The 17,196-nt window shown below is 46.1% G+C and carries 17 protein-coding genes; 7 read left to right on the top strand and 10 right to left on the bottom strand.

Annotated features, from left to right (window positions below; translation table 11 throughout):
- The first annotated feature begins 136 nt into the window (after positions 1-136).
- Entirely contained in the window at positions 137-454 is a 318-nt protein-coding gene (locus tag FFM80_RS09875; RefSeq protein WP_137640632.1) for a hypothetical protein, read from the top strand.
- Between the two features lie 250 nt (positions 455-704).
- Here FFM80_RS09875 and FFM80_RS09870 read toward each other — a convergent pair whose 3' ends face one another.
- On the bottom strand, positions 705-2,426 hold the full coding sequence (locus FFM80_RS09870; RefSeq protein ID WP_137640631.1) for a glycoside hydrolase family 13 protein: 1,722 nt from the start codon (positions 2,424-2,426) through the stop codon (positions 705-707).
- Between the two features lie 695 nt (positions 2,427-3,121).
- On the opposite strand from FFM80_RS09870, the gene thrC reads away from it, so the two are divergent.
- Together thrC and FFM80_RS09860 are read left to right on the top strand one after the other, a co-directional pair.
- Positions 3,122-4,615 carry a threonine synthase gene (thrC, locus tag FFM80_RS09865; RefSeq protein WP_137640630.1) on the top strand — a complete coding sequence of 498 codons (1,494 nt, stop codon included), beginning with the start codon at positions 3,122-3,124 and terminating at the stop codon, positions 4,613-4,615.
- Between the two features lie 14 nt (positions 4,616-4,629).
- Positions 4,630-5,427, top strand: a complete 798-nt coding sequence (locus FFM80_RS09860; protein WP_137640629.1) for a Cof-type HAD-IIB family hydrolase — start codon at positions 4,630-4,632, stop codon at positions 5,425-5,427.
- 60 nt (positions 5,428-5,487) lie between these two features.
- On the opposite strand, the gene FFM80_RS09855 is transcribed toward FFM80_RS09860, so the two are convergent.
- From FFM80_RS09855 to FFM80_RS09830, 6 genes are read right to left on the bottom strand one after another with little or no spacing between them, the layout of a single operon-like run.
- On the bottom strand, positions 5,488-6,087 hold the full coding sequence (locus FFM80_RS09855; RefSeq protein ID WP_137640628.1) for a sugar O-acetyltransferase: 600 nt from the start codon (positions 6,085-6,087) through the stop codon (positions 5,488-5,490).
- 3 nt (positions 6,088-6,090) lie between these two features.
- Entirely contained in the window at positions 6,091-6,654 is a 564-nt protein-coding gene (locus FFM80_RS09850; RefSeq protein ID WP_137640627.1) for an NUDIX hydrolase, read from the bottom strand.
- An 18-nt stretch (positions 6,655-6,672) separates the two neighbouring features.
- Positions 6,673-8,004, bottom strand: a complete 1,332-nt coding sequence (locus FFM80_RS09845; RefSeq protein ID WP_137640626.1) for a hypothetical protein — start codon at positions 8,002-8,004, stop codon at positions 6,673-6,675.
- Between the two features lie 35 nt (positions 8,005-8,039).
- A complete protein-coding gene (locus FFM80_RS09840) occupies positions 8,040-8,402 on the bottom strand; it encodes an HIT family protein (protein WP_137640625.1) in 363 nt (120 codons plus the stop codon).
- An 8-nt stretch (positions 8,403-8,410) separates the two neighbouring features.
- Complete coding sequence (locus FFM80_RS09835; protein WP_137640624.1) at positions 8,411-9,157, bottom strand: 3-oxoacyl-ACP reductase; 747 nt, start codon at positions 9,155-9,157, stop codon at positions 8,411-8,413.
- Entirely contained in the window at positions 9,157-9,378 is a 222-nt protein-coding gene (locus tag FFM80_RS09830) for a DUF2829 domain-containing protein (RefSeq protein ID WP_137636183.1), read from the bottom strand. The genes FFM80_RS09835 and FFM80_RS09830 overlap by 1 nt, the downstream gene beginning before the upstream one ends.
- A 540-nt stretch (positions 9,379-9,918) precedes the next feature.
- On the opposite strand from FFM80_RS09830, the gene FFM80_RS09825 reads away from it, so the two are divergent.
- Positions 9,919-11,010 carry a DUF871 domain-containing protein gene (locus FFM80_RS09825; RefSeq protein ID WP_137640623.1) on the top strand — a complete coding sequence of 364 codons (1,092 nt, stop codon included), beginning with the start codon at positions 9,919-9,921 and terminating at the stop codon, positions 11,008-11,010.
- A 15-nt stretch (positions 11,011-11,025) separates the two neighbouring features.
- The gene (locus tag FFM80_RS09820) at positions 11,026-12,207 is read left to right on the top strand and encodes a GNAT family N-acetyltransferase (RefSeq protein WP_137640622.1); all 1,182 of its coding nucleotides are present in this window, start codon (positions 11,026-11,028) and stop codon (positions 12,205-12,207) included.
- A gap of 352 nt (positions 12,208-12,559) precedes the next feature.
- Here the strand turns inward: FFM80_RS09820 and FFM80_RS09815 are convergent, their stop codons facing one another.
- From FFM80_RS09815 to FFM80_RS09805, 3 genes are all read right to left on the bottom strand, one after another.
- Positions 12,560-14,005, bottom strand: a complete 1,446-nt coding sequence (locus tag FFM80_RS09815) for a 6-phospho-beta-glucosidase (protein ID WP_137640621.1) — start codon at positions 14,003-14,005, stop codon at positions 12,560-12,562.
- A gap of 149 nt (positions 14,006-14,154) precedes the next feature.
- Positions 14,155-14,499 (bottom strand): PTS lactose/cellobiose transporter subunit IIA, encoded by a 345-nt coding sequence (locus FFM80_RS09810; RefSeq protein ID WP_137640620.1) that lies wholly within the window; start codon positions 14,497-14,499, stop codon positions 14,155-14,157.
- Between the two features lie 93 nt (positions 14,500-14,592).
- On the bottom strand, positions 14,593-14,916 hold the full coding sequence (locus tag FFM80_RS09805) for a PTS sugar transporter subunit IIB (protein WP_137636188.1): 324 nt from the start codon (positions 14,914-14,916) through the stop codon (positions 14,593-14,595).
- 720 nt (positions 14,917-15,636) lie between these two features.
- Between FFM80_RS09805 and FFM80_RS09800 the strand changes: the two genes are divergently transcribed.
- A complete protein-coding gene (locus FFM80_RS09800) occupies positions 15,637-16,344 on the top strand; it encodes a GntR family transcriptional regulator (RefSeq protein ID WP_137640619.1) in 708 nt (235 codons plus the stop codon).
- A gap of 91 nt (positions 16,345-16,435) precedes the next feature.
- Positions 16,436-17,170 (top strand): glycosyltransferase family 2 protein, encoded by a 735-nt coding sequence (locus FFM80_RS09795; RefSeq protein WP_137640618.1) that lies wholly within the window; start codon positions 16,436-16,438, stop codon positions 17,168-17,170.
- The last annotated feature ends 26 nt before the right edge of the window (positions 17,171-17,196 follow it).

The following is a 17,196-nucleotide window of genomic DNA, read 5'->3' as shown; positions in this document are numbered from 1 at the left end:
AAATAATTCGCTTCCAAATAACAAGTAATGCCCGCTAACTTTAAGATTTCTATTGTGAAAATTCTCACTGAAGCTCCCAATGTAATCGAATTCATGGTAAAATAATGGTATTAACTTGTAGAAAGAAGGAGTACCGATGATCGCATCACTTATTTATTGGGTTGTTGTCGTAGGCTTAATTGTCTGGGGCGTTTGGATGGCAATTCTGTCAGCTTACTGGGCTGGTCAAAAGCAAAACGGCAATATTTTCTTTATTGCAATTATGAATACCTTAGGTTTACTCGCCGGTTTGTTAGTATGGTGGGTTTTCAACAACCAGAACTGGCAATACTACTGGTTATCCAGTACCGTGCAAACAACCAACTTATTAGGCATCGTCCTAATCTGCTACGTTGTTTTGATTGTCATCGAATTCATTCAAGGCCGCGGTATCAAACCAGCTGCTGCTAAATAAAGATTGACTTTAAAACTCGTCCACTTATGGGCGAGTTTTTTTGTTGTCGGAGATTTAGTATAAGTGCTCACTAGCCCGTTCAGCACATAAACGCGGTCACCCTATTCCAAGCAACGCTAACCCAACCAGAGTGACACCTGATGCAACTAGCCCCCACCGTAATCAAATGGACTAGCCAATTTTCGCTAAACTCAACTAGTCCAAATACTGCTAAGCAATCAGTATGCATTTATCATTTTTAACTTGCCAACTATTGAACTTGCAAGCTAAATCCGCCGGCCGCCAACTGTTGCCCTTGCTGACCAACCGCCAAGACCGTCATCCCATCATTAGCCATCGTTTGGGCCGACTTACCCAGATTGAAGGTCCCCGTGACCGTCTGATCAGCATGCTGCCGAATCAAGACTAAACAATTACCCTCAATCTGCCAGCTCAGCGCACTCGTCGCTAAGAATTCGGCCTGTTGCCGCCGCCAAACTAATAGCGCACGGACAAAGCCATACATTTTCGTGGTGGCTGGTGCTGGCTGCCAAGGCATACAACGCCGATTATCCGGGTCAGGACCACCTGGTAGGCCAACTTCAGTGCCATAATAAAGGCACGGACTCCCTGGCAATAGCATCATTAACGTTAGTGCTGCCTGCAAGCGCTGTGGTTGCCCTCCCATTACCGTGATGGCCCGCGCCGTATCATGCGTATCCAGCGCATTGAGCATCACTTGTTGATTCGGTCGTGGATACTGGGTCAACTGAAGATTTGTCTTACCAACATAATCTTTAAGCGTCAGTTCATGATTGAATAACGCTAAGATTGGCTGGGTCAAAGGATAGTTCATGACCGCATCAAACTGGCCATTACCAATTAACGAGGGACTACTATGCCAAGCCTCACCCAGCAAGTAAACGTCGGGTTTGACCGCGCGCAAGGCTGCGCAAATGGCGCGCCACGTGCCGTGGTCAACTTCATCGGCCACGTCAAAGCGCCAAGCATCGATATCCAATTGTGATAACCAATAAGTGGTGATTTCAATCAAATAGTCCCGAACGGCTGGGTTTTGCGTATTTAATTTCGGCATGCTCGCCGTGGTGCCAAAGGTTTCATAATTTAGCGCCCCCGTTTGTTGGTCGCGCCCCACTGGCCAATCATGGATATGGAACCAATCGGCAAATCGCGATTTCGCCCCATTTTTCACGACATCCTGCCATTGCGGTGACGCCGCTCCAAAGTGATTGAAGACCGCATCCAACATAACACGCATGCCACGTGCATGCGCGCCATCGACCAACTCTTGAAAATCCTTTTTGGTTCCAAAATGCGGATCAATCTCAAAGTGATCTAAAGTGTCATATTTATGATTAGAGGGTGACGTGAAGATTGGACAGAGATACAACCCGTTGATTCCCAAATCCGCCAAGTCATCTAAGTGGTCAATAATACCACGTAAATCACCACCATAAAACGAGTCCGGCTTAACTGGCCCCTGCCCCCAAGGTTGGGTATCGGCCGGGTCATTGCCAGCATCACCATTGGCAAACCGTTCTGGAAAAATCTGATACCAGACGGTCGATTTGACCCAAGCGGGTGGCAACTCAGCATCACTAACATGTAAATATGGCAGATGGAAATAATGCCCAGTCGTGGCCCAGTTAGTGGCAGTATCCTCAAAGAACCCATCATCACCGTAACCAATCGTCGCACCATTCAAATCAGTCAACTTAAAAGCATAAATTAACCGATTCGTCGGTACCGTCACGGGTAATGTCCAATATTGTTGGGCTTGCGTCGCTAACGTTGGCCGTAACTGCGCGTGTTGCAACGGTGTACCTGCCTGCCACAAATACATATCGCCATAAATCAATTCTACTTGTTGCACATCATCTAAGGCCGTGCGCAACCGCATCAATAACTGATGATCCGCTAGAATCGCGGTGTCCGCACTCTCAGCTCGATGTGAAATACCTGCTAATTGCATATTATGATACCCCTTTTAGTTATGTTTATTGTTAGTTAATTTAAAAGTGCCACTCTGGTTGGGCCAGCATCGGCTGGAACGTGGTGGCCCAACCGGCATTAATTGAGATTCACTTTACTTTGCCTAAACCATTAATTTCAAAATCTTTCAACCGCGACACACCAATAATTATAGAAGCCAACTAACACGTGTTTCTTGAATCTTAAATTGGCCACAATTTTTATTTTCATTGGACAAACACGATTACGCTATCAACATTAATCCATTCACGCTTGGTGCTAGTTGAACGCACCGCCTGCCGGTTGGTTCCTAAAACGCTGGAACGCCAAGGCCAACGACACGGCTGAGCATTTTAGGAACCAACCTCTCGGCTATATCTGGGGCCGACAATAAATAGTCATTAGTTCCCGTTTATTAACGCCGGGCGGACCAGAATTGGCTCAGTGGTGTCGTTTATCTTAGTCGGTGATTTTCCGACTTAGATAAAGCCCGGCTTGGAAGACCGCCCTTTGGCTTCCAAACGTGGCCACCACGTTCCAGCGTCAGTCCAGCCCAACCGAAGCGGCAATAACTATCGAAACAGTAACCGGTTACATTTTGCAACCAAGATTCCCGGTTATTTTCGTGGAAACGCCCCCGCTGACTCGTAAATTAGTGTATCATTTAAAGCAAACTAAGTGAAAGGACGTTCATCTATGGAAACACTTTATCGCAGTACCCGTGAATCTGCAAGCCAGACCATGACGAGTTCACAAGCCGTATTACAAGGCTTAACTCCCGATGGTGGTTTGTTTGTCCCCGTTACCTTGCCACAAGCCGACTTTGATTTTGACCAATTAGCTCAGGCCGATTATCAAACAGTCGCTTACGAGGTTTTAAAGCTCTTCTTCACCGACTACACCGAAGCCGAACTTAAAAGCTGTATCCAAGCCGCTTACGGCACCCAGTTCGATGATCCCGCCATTGCCCCCGTCACGAAGCATGGCAAGCAGTACTACTTGGAACTCTTCCACGGCCCCACAATCGCCTTCAAAGATTTAGCCTTACAAATCTTACCGCATTTAATGACGACTGCTGCTAAAAAGAACCAGTTACAAGCCGAAGTCGTGATTTTAACGGCGACCTCGGGTGACACCGGTAAAGCGGCCATGGCTGGCTTTGCGGATGTCGACCAAACCAAGATCATCGTCTTCTACCCACAAGCTGGGGTCAGCGCTATTCAGAAACAACAGATGGTAACCCAAGTTGGTGAAAATACTTACGTGGTCGCGATTAATGGGAACTTTGATGATGCTCAGACTAAAGTCAAAGAACTGCTTAATGACCGCGAGTTACACGCCCAATTAGCAGCCAACCAATTCCAATTTTCAAGTGCCAACTCGATCAATATTGGCCGCCTATTCCCACAAGTGGCTTACTACGTCTATGCGTACGCCCAATTGATCAAGCAAGGCCAGATTAAAAATGGTGATGAAGTCAACTTTAGTGTGCCAACCGGGAACTTCGGCGACATCTTAGCCGGCTACTATGCCAAACAATTAGGCGTGCCGATTCATAAGCTAATTTGTGCGTCAAACCGCAATAACGTGCTGACTGATTTCTTTAATACCGGCGTCTATAACAAGAACCGAGAATTCTTCTTAACCAGTTCACCATCCATGGATATTTTAGTTTCCAGTAACTTGGAACGCTTAATCTTCTATCTAACTGGTGAAGACCCAAAGCAAACGGCTAGTTTGATGACTGATTTACAAACGAAAGGGTCTTATACCTTAACCCCAGCCATGCGCCAAGCCGTCACGGAATTCTGGGCCGGCTTCGTCACTGAAGGCCAAGACCAACACGAGATCCACCACTTGTATGCGCATCATCATTACACGATTGATCCGCATACGGCCGTTGCCTCCGCCGTCGCTAAGCAATATCAAGCCGCCACGAAGGATCAGCGGCCGATGGTGGTCGTTTCAACCGCTAGCCCGTATAAGTTCCCGAAAGCCGTCTTGGCAGCCATTACTGGGCAAGATCACGATGTTGATGGCTTAGCAGCCGTCGACCAGTTACACGCCTTGATTAAGACGCCCATCCCAGCGACCGTTGACAACTTGCGGACAGCGCCGGTACGTCACCATCAAGTCACGGAACCTGATGCCATGGCCGCTGCCATCAAGACCATTTTAAAACTTAACTAGAAAGGATTTTTAGGATGATTACGACAATTGCATTGGATTTAGATAATACGTTATTAACGTCTGACAAAACGATTTCACCGAAGACCGAAGCCGTGTTAAAGCAACTCCACACTGCTGGTAAACGGATCGTACTCTGTACGGGGCGGCCAATTAAGGCCATCCAACCTTTTTTAAAGCAATTGGATTTGGAACAATCGACGGACTTCGCCATTACGTTCAATGGCGGCCTCGTTCAACAAAATACGACTGGGGATGTCTTAGCTCGTAATAGCGTTACAAAAACTGATATTCAGCCACTATACGACTACGCGCAGGCCCAACAATTCCCACTTGATGTCATCGACTTAAAGCAAGTCTATTCATTAGTCGAACTTGGCAAATCGCCATATGAAGACTTTATGCGCGGCTTAATGCCCTTTAAAGACGTTCATTTCAACGACTTACCCGCCGATGATCAATTCGGTAAAGTCGTGAGTGCTTATGAAGATGTGGCCAGTATCCAAGCCAACTTGCCACAAGCAGTCACTGATAAGTTCCACGTCGTACCTTCACGCCGTAACTTGTTAGAATATTTACCGGCTGGTACCGATAAATCAGCCGGTTTAAAGGCCTTGTTAGCACACTCCAACGAAGACTTCAGTAACTTGATGGCCTTTGGTGATGAAGAAAATGACCTCGGTATGCTCAAAGCGGCCAAAGTCGGCGTGGCGATGGCTAATGCCATTCCAAAGGTGAAAGCCGCGACAACCGACGAAACCTTGAGTAACGATGACGATGGGGTGGCTGTTTTCTTAGAGAATTATTTTAAGTAGATCACTACTGTAACAAAAAACTGGTCAGACTTTTTCAAAGAAGTCTGACCAGTTTTTATATTATTCCGTAAACCGCATCCCCGTAAATTCAGTCCGATCTGCCGCCGTAATTGGCCGCAAAACCCGACACGGATTTCCAGCTGCTAAGACATTGCTCGGCAGATCATGGGTCACCACACTACCTGCACCGACAATCGTATTATCACCAATCGTCACACCTGGTAAAACACTGACTTTGGCCGCTAACCAGCAACGATCACCAATTGTAATCGGTTTGGCAATACAACCGCCATTTTGCCGTTCCGTTGCATCAAATAAATGATTACTCGTATACAAGCCAACTTTCGGACCAAACAAGACGTGATCACCAATCGTAATCGGGGCGCCATCCAGCATCACACAATCATAATTAGCGTAAAACTGGTCACCCACATGAATATTACGCCCGAATTCAACCCGGAAGTTAGGGTTAACAAACGGCTGCTGTCCCGCACTGCCTACTAACTGCCGAAAAATCGGCCCTTGCTTTATGGGATCAGTGATGGCATTCAAGTGAGTCGTCACGGTCGTTGCCGTATGACGCGCGGCAATCAAATCAGCATCCAAATCTAAATACGGCTGACCAGTCGCCATATAAGCAAATTTTTCAGCTAAGTTCATCCGCTACGCCTCGCGCAAAAAGTTCAAATACCAAGTTAACGCACAGACCGCCTGAGCCGACCGAATCTTACCAGCCCGCAATAAATCAATCACTTGGCGCAACGGCACCAACTGATTATTCACAAATTCATCGGCATCGAAGTGGCGTTCGCCATGCTCAGTTGGATCAATATGGGTTAAAATCAAGTTCACCGTTTCACTCGTAAAGCCTTCAGAAGACGTAATCGCCGTCATCACTTGGCTATCATGGGCAATGTAACCCGTTTCTTCTTGTAATTCGCGTGTCGCCGCCGCTAACGGTGCTTCACCAGCATTAATCAATCCCGCCGGTAAGCTAATCGTTTCGGCATTCAAGCCGACCCGATATTCCGTATTCACGACAACTTGGTCATCATCGGTAATCGCTAAAATCGTAACCGCATCGCCATGCTTGATTAAATCTCGATCAACCGTTAACCCATCCGGTGTTTTGATGGTTTGCTTAACCAAATCAAAAATTGGTCCCTGATACACCGGTTGCTCATCTAAAATCTGACCGGTCCGCCCGGCTTTATCTAATGCATCCATTTTTATTGACCTCACTTTTTAATCATCTTGATTAGACCAAATACCACTCTTAAACGTGGCCGTCCGATTGCGATATAAGACACCACTTGCCGTATACCCTTCTTCATCAGTCGGATCATCGCCATCACTAAACGATACCAAACGCCGCTTATGATTTCGGTAAACCGTAACACTGCCAGCATCGCCATATTCATTTTCACGATCATAAGTCCGCTGGTTAGACTGCTTTTTGAAATGCACCTTAATCACGCGATTCCGACGCCGATTCGGCTGATAAAAGGCCACTTGTTGCGCTTGGCCGGCTCTAAACGTCACTTTAATCGGCGTATTCATTGCCGTCAAGATTAAAGCTCGCTTAAGCTGATGTTGCCGATCCGTCACCCAAGTCACGCGACTGCGACTGAGATAACCACTACTTTCAGTTCGTTTGATTGGGTGCTGAACAGCCTGTGTCACCGTTTCAGTCGACTTAGGCCTCAATAGCACTGTCGCTGGGTCGTGATACTGGCCTTGCACTAACTGGGATTCTTCCGGCAACCAACCAATAGTCCGACTGCTTGCTGTCTTCAGTAACAAGTATCGGCGACCATCTGTCCGCACTAGGCGTTTCACCGCATAGAATTGCTGGTTCAATAACGTATCCGTATCATGGGCAAACGCGCGAAAAACCGTCCCGGGTACATTCGACCAAGCATGGACAATCGTATTCCCTAGATTCATTGCCAGATTTGACGGATTTTTACCTTCAAACGACGTTAAATAATACGGCACCTTCGGCAATGTCGTTACCGAGCGCTGATAAGTCGTCCGTCGTAAATCTTTTAACGCAATATAACCCCAGTCATAATTCGGCTTTAAGTTCGTCCACGTTTGCTTGGTATAATCCTTAAATGGTCGGTTAACAGCCACATGACGCACATTCTGAATCAAACAATACGTGCCTTTTTCAGTATCGAACAACTTAGCAATCACGACTTTAATCGGCGCCGAAATCTCTTCTTCATCACCATCAACCGTCACATGATACCGATTATTCACGTGTTTCAAACTATCGTATAATTTCACATGGTCATTGGCGAGCTGATAAGGCACCCGACTATTGCCAGCCCAGGTGGCTAAAACTTTTCCCACACCATCAGTCCGATCCGCGGCCCGTCGACGCTTTTGAGCGGCCGTTAACGGCTTGGGTTTCGCCGGTTTAGTCGCCACCTTAACATGCTTTTTCCGTTTGGGCGCTGTGACGGTTGCAGTTGTCGCTATTTGCCGCGCCCAAACTGTCCCAATCCCAATCAACAAGCCTAACCCAATCAAACTAATTCCTAATACCCACCAAATTCGTCGTTTACGCATGTTCGTATTCCCATCTAATTTAAAATTAGTCCCCGCTATCCTTGATCAGCCGGCAACATCTTGCGAATACCGCCCGTTGGATCAGGCACATCGCCATGATACCGCGGAATCAAATGCAAATGACAATGCATCACCGTCTGACCGGCTGCCGCGCCAACATTGATGCCAATGTTATAACCATCTGGCTGATAACGGGCATCTAAATAGCCTTTCGCTTGTTTTAGTAAAGCCATCATTGCCTGCTGATCTGCAGTGGGCACATCAAAATAAGTCGCATAATGGTGCTTGGGAATAATCAACAAATGACCACGACTCACTGGATGAATATCGAAAAAAGCCGCTGCCAAGTCGTTTTCCAAGACATACGGCCGCGGCGCACAAAACAAACACGCTTTCATTTTTTCCCCTACTTTTCTAACCAACCGCCGTCAACCGGCATGACAGTCCCATGAATATAATCGGCATGTCGGCTGGCTAAAAACAATGTCAAATCCGCCACTTCATGGGGTTTCGCCCAACGTTTAGCTGGTGTTTCACCAGCAACCCATTTCGCCATGTGCCCGTCGCCCGCAAAATCCGCTGCATTCATCGGTGTTTCAATCGCCCCCGGAGCAATACAGTTGGCGCGAATACCTTGATCGGCATAGTCCAAATCAAGTTGCTTCGTGTAGCCGATAATAGCGTGCTTGGCCGCCGTATAAGCAGCGCCACCGCCACCAGCAACTAAGCCAGCAATCGAAGCCATATTGACAAAGACGCCATGTTGTTGCTTCAGCATCGCTGGCAAAACGGTATTCGTCACAATAAATTGACTCGTCAAATCCGTCGCTAACAAGTCCTGCCACGCCGCTAAGTTCGTCTCAAGGGTTGGCCGATAGCCATCCAACTTTCCTGCGGTATTGCAGACGATTGCGGGCGTCCCTAATTGTTGCACCCCCGCATGAATGGCTGCCGTCAATGCTGTAACATCGGTGACATCCGCCACTTGATAGCTTAACTGCTCAGTTGCAGCCAAAACACCAGGCCGTGGTTGAATATCAATCGCAATCACCCGGGCATGTTGCGCCAAAAAGGCCTGGACCTGTTCCAAGCCAATCCCAGACGCCGCACCCGTTACCAGCACCGTTTGCCCGGTAAATTCATCGAATTGCATTAGGCAACCAACTGCCAATCTTCGGCTAAAATATCACAATCGGTCGGTGACCATAGACTAAATGCCTCGTCAGCGGTCTTAATCAAGAAGTAGGGGTTCAATACATCACCTTGGTACGTGGTCGTTGGTTGTAGAACCACATATAATTCGGTTCCTTCCCAACCAGTCCGTACGGCTTTCTTGCCAGCCTTTAATTCAGGTAAAATTGCTTCAAATGTCATGATGATTCCTCCGTTAATTTTTAATTTATTTCTTCACGAATATATTGCCAGTTATAACTGAGTTTCGCATTGACTTTTAACCAGCTATTTTAAGTAGCAAACATCAAGTCACAGCCTCAACTAGCACCCAAAATCTCATTCTGTATATAGTTATCGTTGACTGATGCGGACACGCTGATCAACGTGTCGATTACCAATATACACCCTAATTAGCGCAGGTTGGTCTGGCTGATGCTCAGTGGTGTCGTTTGACTTAGGTGAGTGACTTTCTCAGCTTAGTCAAAGCCCGGCTTTTGAGACCGCCCTTCGGCTCAAAAACGCGGCCACCACGTTCCAGCATCAATCCAGACCAACCGGAGCGGCAACTTAAGCAAATTCAACAGTACTTATGTCAAAATCGTATCATAATCCCCCACTGATTAACAGCGAACTTGCATGTCTAAAATTTGTTGGTACCAATTTACCGTAATTGCTGGTATGGACCAATCATCTGTGCGATAATGTAAGCGAATACAGTAATTGCAATGGAGGAATTATATTATGAGTAAACTTGGAGTATCCGTTTATCCGGAACGGTCAACTTTTGAAAAGGATGCTGCTTATTTGGACTTAGCTGCCAAGTATGGCTACCAACGTGTCTTCACTTCTTTACTAGAAATCAAAGGCGACGCCGATGAAGTTGTCGCTAACTTCAAACGTGTCATCACTTATGCGAATAAATTAGGGTTACAAGTCATGGTCGACGTGAACCCGGGCTTATTCAAACAACTCGGCGTTTCTTACGATGACTTATCCTTTTTCCATGACCTCGGTGCTTGGGGCGTGCGCTTAGACCTTGGTTTTACTGGCGCTGAAGAATCTCGCATGACGCATAATCCATACGGCATCAAGATTGAAGTCAACATGTCGAAAGGGACGCACTATGTTGACACGATCATGGATTATTCACCCGTTAAAGATAATTTACTGGGATCACATAACTTTTATCCACAACAATATACCGGTCTCGGTTACGATTACTTCGTCCAGACCTCGACCCAATATCGGCAATACGGCTTAAACACGGCCGCCTTTGTCTCATCAAACGACGCGACTTATGGGCCTTGGCCAATGCAAGATGGCCTCTGCACATTAGAACAACACCGGGGCTTACCGCTTGCCGCGCAAGTTCAACATTTGAAACTAACGGGGCTCATTGACGATGTGCTTATTGCGAATGCCTATGCCAGTGAAGCTGAACTCAAAGCGGCCAGTGACGTCTTCTTTAGTCCCTACCCGGTCTTACACGTTGAAACAGTCAGCGATATCACACCGGTTGAAAAAGCGGTACTGTTCGATCAACCCCAAACGTATCGGGGTGACTTTTCGGATTACGTGATTCGCTCCTCCGAAACGCGGGTGATCTATAAAGATCGCGACTTTCCAGCGCATGCCACGACCGACGTTAAGCGTGGCGACTTGTTAATCGACAATGACGACTTCGGTCAATACAAAGGAGAACTCCAGATTGCCCGGCGCGACTTTAAAAATACCGGTCGGATCAATGTCGTCGGCCATGTCGTCGCCAGTGACGCCCAATGCTTAGACTTATTAGCACCTTGGGCTGATTTCAAACTTGTCGCCGTTAAGTAAAAGGGGGAATGACGGATGGCTGAAAATTTACGTTTAACTAGTGACGCCGATCGGGAGGCATTCTATCACCTGTATCAATATGCCTTCAATAATCATGATAGTCCTGCACGGCGGGCCTTTTTTATGGATCGTTATCAACACGGTTGGATTTATGGTTTGCACGCCAATCAGCAACTCGTCAGTGGCCTGTACAGCCTACCGTTTCACGTCAACTTTCATGGGGTCACCTATCCGATGAACGGCATCGGCGACGTCATGAGTGCGCCCGAATATTCCGGCCGCGGTGGTGCTGGTAAGCTGTTAACCGCAGCGTTACAAGAAATGGCGGCTAAACAGATTCCGTTATCCTATCTCGCACCGTTTTCTTACGCTTATTATCGTAAATTCGGTTACGAACAAGTCTTTAACCACACGCAACACACTATCGCGGCGCACGATCTACCGGTTATTAAGCCTCATGACTTATCCGGGACCATCACTCGCTACGGTAATGAAGGCTTGGCACTTGTTAATGATTTTTATGCGGCTCAACCGATTAACCAGCGTGGGGGAGTAATTCGTTCTGAGTGGTGGCTACATTATTTAACGTTAAAGCATGCTTGGTCCGTCGCAATTTATCGCAATGCCGATCAACAGATTGAAGGCTATCTGATCTATGACCGCCAAGCCACTACTTTTGCGATTCAAGAATGGGGGGCCAGCACCCCGACTGCACAACAACGGTTGGCTAACTTTGTCACCAAGCACGGCACGACGTTTCAGACGTTTAGTTACGAAGCGCCGAGTGAAACACCATTGGCTGACCTGTTCGAAAATCCATACGCCGTCCACGTCACCACGACCCCGTATATGATGGCCCGGATCGTCTTATTACATGACTTCTTAAAACAATATCCATTTACCAGTGACCTAGTCTCAATCCGCCTAGCCGTGACGGACGCCACCTTGCCCGCTAACCAAGGTATCTGGCAACTACAAGTCACGCACGGTCAAGTGACTTGCAACCGCGTGACTGCCGACCTAACCGGTAAGAGCGACTTACAACTAACGATTCAACAGTTCACTAAAGCGCTCTTTGGCGCCCGGACCTTAGCCAGTGCTTGGCACTATGGTCAACTCACTGGTGACCACGCTGCGGCCCAACGATTAGATGCTAGTCTGGTTCACGACAAACCGGCTTTAATCGATTACTTCTAATTCAAAAACCACCGACTCACGTTGATTACGCGGTCGGTGGTTTTTAGTGACAACAGCAGTTTTTAGCTAACACCAAATGTAGCAGAACGATAAAAAAAGTGGCTCACTAGTTGGGCCGCTTTAATCATTAATTTTAACGTCGTAATTTAAATAGTAAGAAAATCACCGCTGCCAGCGCTAGAATCACTAACGCCGTCACACCCAGAAACAATAAATCCCCGTAAAAGATTCCGTTCATCGCATTGTCCTCCAAGGTTTTGACTTACCTTTAGAATAACGCAAAAGCAGCCGCTAACCAACCTGAAAATCAGGCTGGCTGACGACTGCTACTTACAATTTCAGCTTCTAATAATTAACCTAAATCAGCGCCATCGGATTCAATGACCTTTTGATACCAGTAGAACGAATCTTTCTTCGAGCGGTCAAAGCTCCCTTCACCGTTATCATCAGCATCCACGTAGATAAAGCCATAACGTTTCGCCATTTCACCGGTGCTGGCTGAGACTAAGTCGATGCAGCCCCATGGCGTGTAACCGATTAGATCGACACCATCAAGTGCCACCGCTTCTTCCATCGCTTTGATATGATCGCGGAAGTAGCTAATCCGGTAGTCATCGTGCACACTGCCGTCCGCTTGCTTCTTATCATAAGCGCCAAAGCCATTTTCCACGATGAATTGTGGTAAGTGCCAACGATCTTGCATCCAGTTCATCGAATACCGCAACCCGGTTGGATCAATTTGCCAACCCCAGTCTGATTTTTCAACGTATGGATTTTCAACAAAGTCGTCTGGTTCCGTATATTCGTATTCTGGAGCTTCATCAGCCTTGGCCTTCGTGACAAACGACATGTAATAGCTAAAGCCTACATAATCAACGGTACCGGCCTTTAACGTTGCTAAATCATCATCGGTAATATCTAACTGGATATGCTGACGTTCCAAGTACTTAGGTAACCACTTTGGATATTCGCCCAAGCAGTGTACATCGCCGTACCAGTAACGTGTCTGCATGGCGCGTTCCGCCTTCATAACATCTTCCGGCTTGGCGGTCAACGGATAGATGGGACACATTGCGATCATGCAGCCAATCTGAAAATCAGGATTGATGGCATGACCCGCTTGCACCGTCAAAGCACTGGCGACTAATTCATAGTGCGCGGCTTGATACATCGCTTGTTGCCAGTTATCATCCTTACCTAATTGCAACCCAGAGTCTTGTAGTAACGGATGCGGATCTTTCCACGCCGTTTGGTTATTGATTTCGTTAAAAGTCATCCAATACTTGACCTTATTCCGATACCGCTTGAAGACCGTCTTGGCGAAATGAACGAAGAAATCGATCATCTTCCGGTTGGACCAGCCACCATAAGCTTTGACCAAGTGATACGGAATTTCAAAATGTGATAAGGTAATCACCGGTTGAATATGATGCGCCAGTAAGTTGTCAAACAAGTCATCATAAAACTTTAAGCCGGCTTCATTCGGTTCAGCTTCATCGCCATTCGGGAAGATTCGAGTCCAAGCAATCGACGTCCGGAAGCACTTAAAGCCCATCTCTTCAAAGAGTTGGTCGTCTTCTGGATAACGATGATAGAAATCATTTCCCCAGTGGTTCGGATAGATCTCACCAGGCTTGACGCCATCCGTCACTTGACGGGGCACGCCATTGCGGCCAGCAGTCATGACATCGGCAATGCTGACGCCTTTACCACCAGCTTGCCAACCACCTTCTAATTGATGAGCAGCAACCGCGCCGCCCCACAAGAAGTCTTTCGGCATTTTATATCCATTTACCATTGATTTATACCTCCAAATGAGTTGTCTGTTATTTAAAAATGAGTGGTTTATTTTTAAAAATGTATATACATTGAAAATATTCCGAAAAAAGAACCTCAACTAATCCCGTAGCACTAGTCGCGGTCCAAAATTAACGGCAGTTCTAATGATTACTTTTTAGCGTCTAAACGCCGGTATAAATCAATAATTTCACCAGCTAAGTCGCGGAACGTAATCGCGTTCATAATATGATCTTGTGAATGAACAAGGAGCAATGACACATGGGTATGCTTGCCAGCGGCTTCATCAGTTAACATTGACGTTTGGGCGTTGTGTGCTTCCGTCAAGAAGTTATCGGCTTCTTTTAACTTGGCATCAGCTTTGTCAAAGTCGCCTTCCTTAGCGGCCCGGATGGCTTCAAAAGCGGAACTTTTAGCGTTCCCGCCATTGACGATCAATCCCATGATTGTTTCTAAACTTGCATCGGTTTCTGTTGCTTGATTTTCTTCTGCCATTAATTTATACATCCTTTTAAATTTTTTTAGTTCAACCGTCACCGCCGGATTTGGACGATCACGTTGATTGGAACTTGCTAAGTTAATTGATAACTATTTTGCGGCTTTAGCCATTGAGGCTTCGGCTTCTTTTAAGACTTTTTCACCATTCATCATGCCATAATCTTGCATGTTGATGACTTCAACGGGAATGTCAGTGACTTTCTTTTGGAAGTCACTTAACATATAACGAATCTGTGGTCCAAGCATTAAGATATCGGGGTTCTTTTCTTTTAGCTTGTTATCGGCATCACTGGCAGCGGTTGCAAAAATATCTGCATCAATCCCGTCAGCTTCCGCTGCTTTTTGCATCTTTGAAACTAATAATGAGGTCGACATTCCGGCAGAACAGACCAACATAATTGTTTTTTCAGCCATAATCAACACGCTCCTAAATTCTTTTTTGTTTTTATTACTTTTAACGGTTGCATTTTAAACCGCTTTCATTACAATTAAGATTATAAGTCATGGGTACAAATTAAACAAGTCTGAATAAATACTTTTAGCAAAAATTTTCGTTTGGTACGAGTTGGATATAGTTTGCCGCTCTGGTTGGTCCAGAATCGGCTGGAACGTGGTGGCCGCGTTTGGAAGCCAAAGGGCGGTCTTCCAAGCCGGGCTTTATCTAAGTCGAAAAACCACGACTAAGATAAACGACACCACTGAGCCAATTCTGGCCCGCCCGACGTTAATTAACGACTAGTCATGATTAATCCGGTAACTTAGCCGAGAACTTGGCAGCATTTTAACTAGCACCCAGCACCACCTAAAATAACTTATTATTGAGACAATTAGTCCATCACTAATTATCGCCATATCAGACTAACACCCAGGTGACTGATTCATTTTTTAAAAGCAACTTTTAAAAATTAACAGTTGTAGTGACCAAGATAGTCGCCGTGTTGAGTCACTTAACTGGGTGATTTTCCAAATTTAGTGACTGGGCCGCCTTTAAAAACGTGGGTTATCGGCTTGGAAGCACCTCGAAGACCGTTCCTCAGGCTTCAAGGCTCGTCCCACCGTGACTATCTTGGTCAACGAAGACGAGTAAGGCACCACTAATCAAAAACACAATCAACCAAGAAAGCAGTGATTTTTATGTATCGTGACATTGCAGCTAGTATCGTCAAAGCGATTCGCGACGGTATCTTTGTCACCAAGCTCCCCACCGAAGCCCAATTAATGGACCGGTATAACGTTAGTCGCAACACCATTCGCAAAGCCATTGACCTTGTCTACCAACAAGGCTTGCTTCGACGCGTCCAAGGTAGTGGTTACTTTATTAGTAAGATTGAACTCCGCCATAAAACAGTCGTAAACTTGTCCGCCCGTTCAATTCAAGGTGGCGAGAATCAACCGCATAACCTCGAATCAAAAGTCGTCACCTTCGACACCATTAAAAGTGACGCCGCCCTTGCTAAGCAATTCGGGATTCCGGTTGAAGAAGAACTTTATCGCGTCATCCGGTTGCGTTATTGGCATCATCAACTTTACAGCTTGGAAACATCCTACTACTTAAAATCAGTAGTACGCTTTATTTCCGTCGAAGCGGTTAATAGTTCTATTTTCAGCTTTCTGGAAGAGGTCTACGGCATTCGAGTAGCGAATAGTGATGATTATTTATCGCTGACTAATCTAAACGAAGAAGAAGCGAGTTTAATGCAAGCGGACCATGGCAAAACTTATTTGACTTTAGATTCTAGCAATTATTACAAAAATAATGGTTTATTTAATTTTTCGCATACAGTCTTCGCCTACCCTGATTTGGCGCTGTATTTCCACACAACTAACTTAGCAAATAATTAATTTATCTTCAAATATTGACGAATCACTGTAATTTCATCACATTTTACGGCTATAATGGTATAGTATACAAAAATATGATGGAGGAATTAGCGTGTCTGCACCCCTTTTTTCAGTGGTTGTACCTGCGTACAATCAACATAAATTTATCAACAGTTGCCTGACCAGCCTCCGCCAACAAACGATTACAGACTTCGAAGTGATCGTGGTGGATGACTGTTCAACCGATGATACTGCAGCTCAGATTGCGACGTTAATCAAAGATGATGACCGGTTCCACGTCATCACCCATACGCACAATCGCGGTGTTTCGGCAGCGCGCAATTCAGGTATGGCGGCCGCGACCGGTCAGTACTTGTGTTTCGTCGACGGGGACGACTGGGTGGAACCAAACTTTCTTGAATATTTCTTGCAGGCTTACCAAGCTGCTCCCAAATCACAATTGGTTGTTTGCGGCCACTACGGCTATTTATCCGTACCCGGCCCGCAGAAAACATACGATCAAAAAGAATTAATTGCCAATATTAATTTTGGGACCGTGGGCGGCTTTTCGTGGAATAAATGTTTCGTCCGCGCCATCATTACGGCGCATCATTTAAAATTCAACGAAGAAATTGATTTTCTTGAAGATCAATTATTTGCTTTTCAGTATGCCAACTATGTCCAATCGACAGCCTACATGCCTGAAAAGACCTATCATTACCGCTGGCGTTTCCGTAGCAACCTATCCCATATCGGGATTCCGTTCTTTGCGGCGCGGCGCAAGATGATCAAGTTATTAAAGCAAGAAAGTAAGCAAACGTTGCGTGAAGATTTGAATAATCAGTAACTTAAAAGGCGTTCAGAAAAATTCTG

It is taken from the genome of Lactiplantibacillus dongliensis (assembly GCF_005405105.1).
Taxonomy (GTDB): Bacteria; Bacillota; Bacilli; order Lactobacillales; family Lactobacillaceae; genus Lactiplantibacillus; species Lactiplantibacillus dongliensis.
This window is presented reverse-complemented; position numbering and strand designations above follow the sequence as displayed.

What these genes read in the sequence shown, in the direction of transcription:
- FFM80_RS09830 (WP_137636183.1), bottom strand. Translation starts at nt 9,378, where the DNA reads ATGACATTTGAAGCAATTTTACCTGAATTAAAGGCTGGCAAGAAAGCC.
- FFM80_RS09845 (WP_137640626.1), bottom strand. Translation starts at nt 8,004, where the DNA reads ATGCGTAAACGACGAATTTGGTGGGTATTAGGAATTAGTTTGATTGGG.
- FFM80_RS09870 (WP_137640631.1), bottom strand. Translation starts at nt 2,426, where the DNA reads ATGCAATTAGCAGGTATTTCACATCGAGCTGAGAGTGCGGACACCGCG.
- FFM80_RS09805 (WP_137636188.1), bottom strand. Translation starts at nt 14,916, where the DNA reads ATGGCTGAAAAAACAATTATGTTGGTCTGTTCTGCCGGAATGTCGACC.
- FFM80_RS09800 (WP_137640619.1), top strand. Translation starts at nt 15,637, where the DNA reads ATGTATCGTGACATTGCAGCTAGTATCGTCAAAGCGATTCGCGACGGT.
- thrC (WP_137640630.1), top strand. Translation starts at nt 3,122, where the DNA reads ATGGAAACACTTTATCGCAGTACCCGTGAATCTGCAAGCCAGACCATG.
- FFM80_RS09820 (WP_137640622.1), top strand. Translation starts at nt 11,026, where the DNA reads ATGGCTGAAAATTTACGTTTAACTAGTGACGCCGATCGGGAGGCATTC.
- FFM80_RS09815 (WP_137640621.1), bottom strand. Translation starts at nt 14,005, where the DNA reads ATGGTAAATGGATATAAAATGCCGAAAGACTTCTTGTGGGGCGGCGCG.
- FFM80_RS09855 (WP_137640628.1), bottom strand. Translation starts at nt 6,087, where the DNA reads ATGAACTTAGCTGAAAAATTTGCTTATATGGCGACTGGTCAGCCGTAT.
- FFM80_RS09810 (WP_137640620.1), bottom strand. Translation starts at nt 14,499, where the DNA reads ATGGCAGAAGAAAATCAAGCAACAGAAACCGATGCAAGTTTAGAAACA.
- FFM80_RS09825 (WP_137640623.1), top strand. Translation starts at nt 9,919, where the DNA reads ATGAGTAAACTTGGAGTATCCGTTTATCCGGAACGGTCAACTTTTGAA.
- FFM80_RS09835 (WP_137640624.1), bottom strand. Translation starts at nt 9,157, where the DNA reads ATGCAATTCGATGAATTTACCGGGCAAACGGTGCTGGTAACGGGTGCG.
- FFM80_RS09875 (WP_137640632.1), top strand. Translation starts at nt 137, where the DNA reads ATGATCGCATCACTTATTTATTGGGTTGTTGTCGTAGGCTTAATTGTC.
- FFM80_RS09850 (WP_137640627.1), bottom strand. Translation starts at nt 6,654, where the DNA reads ATGGATGCATTAGATAAAGCCGGGCGGACCGGTCAGATTTTAGATGAG.
- FFM80_RS09860 (WP_137640629.1), top strand. Translation starts at nt 4,630, where the DNA reads ATGATTACGACAATTGCATTGGATTTAGATAATACGTTATTAACGTCT.
- FFM80_RS09840 (WP_137640625.1), bottom strand. Translation starts at nt 8,402, where the DNA reads ATGAAAGCGTGTTTGTTTTGTGCGCCGCGGCCGTATGTCTTGGAAAAC.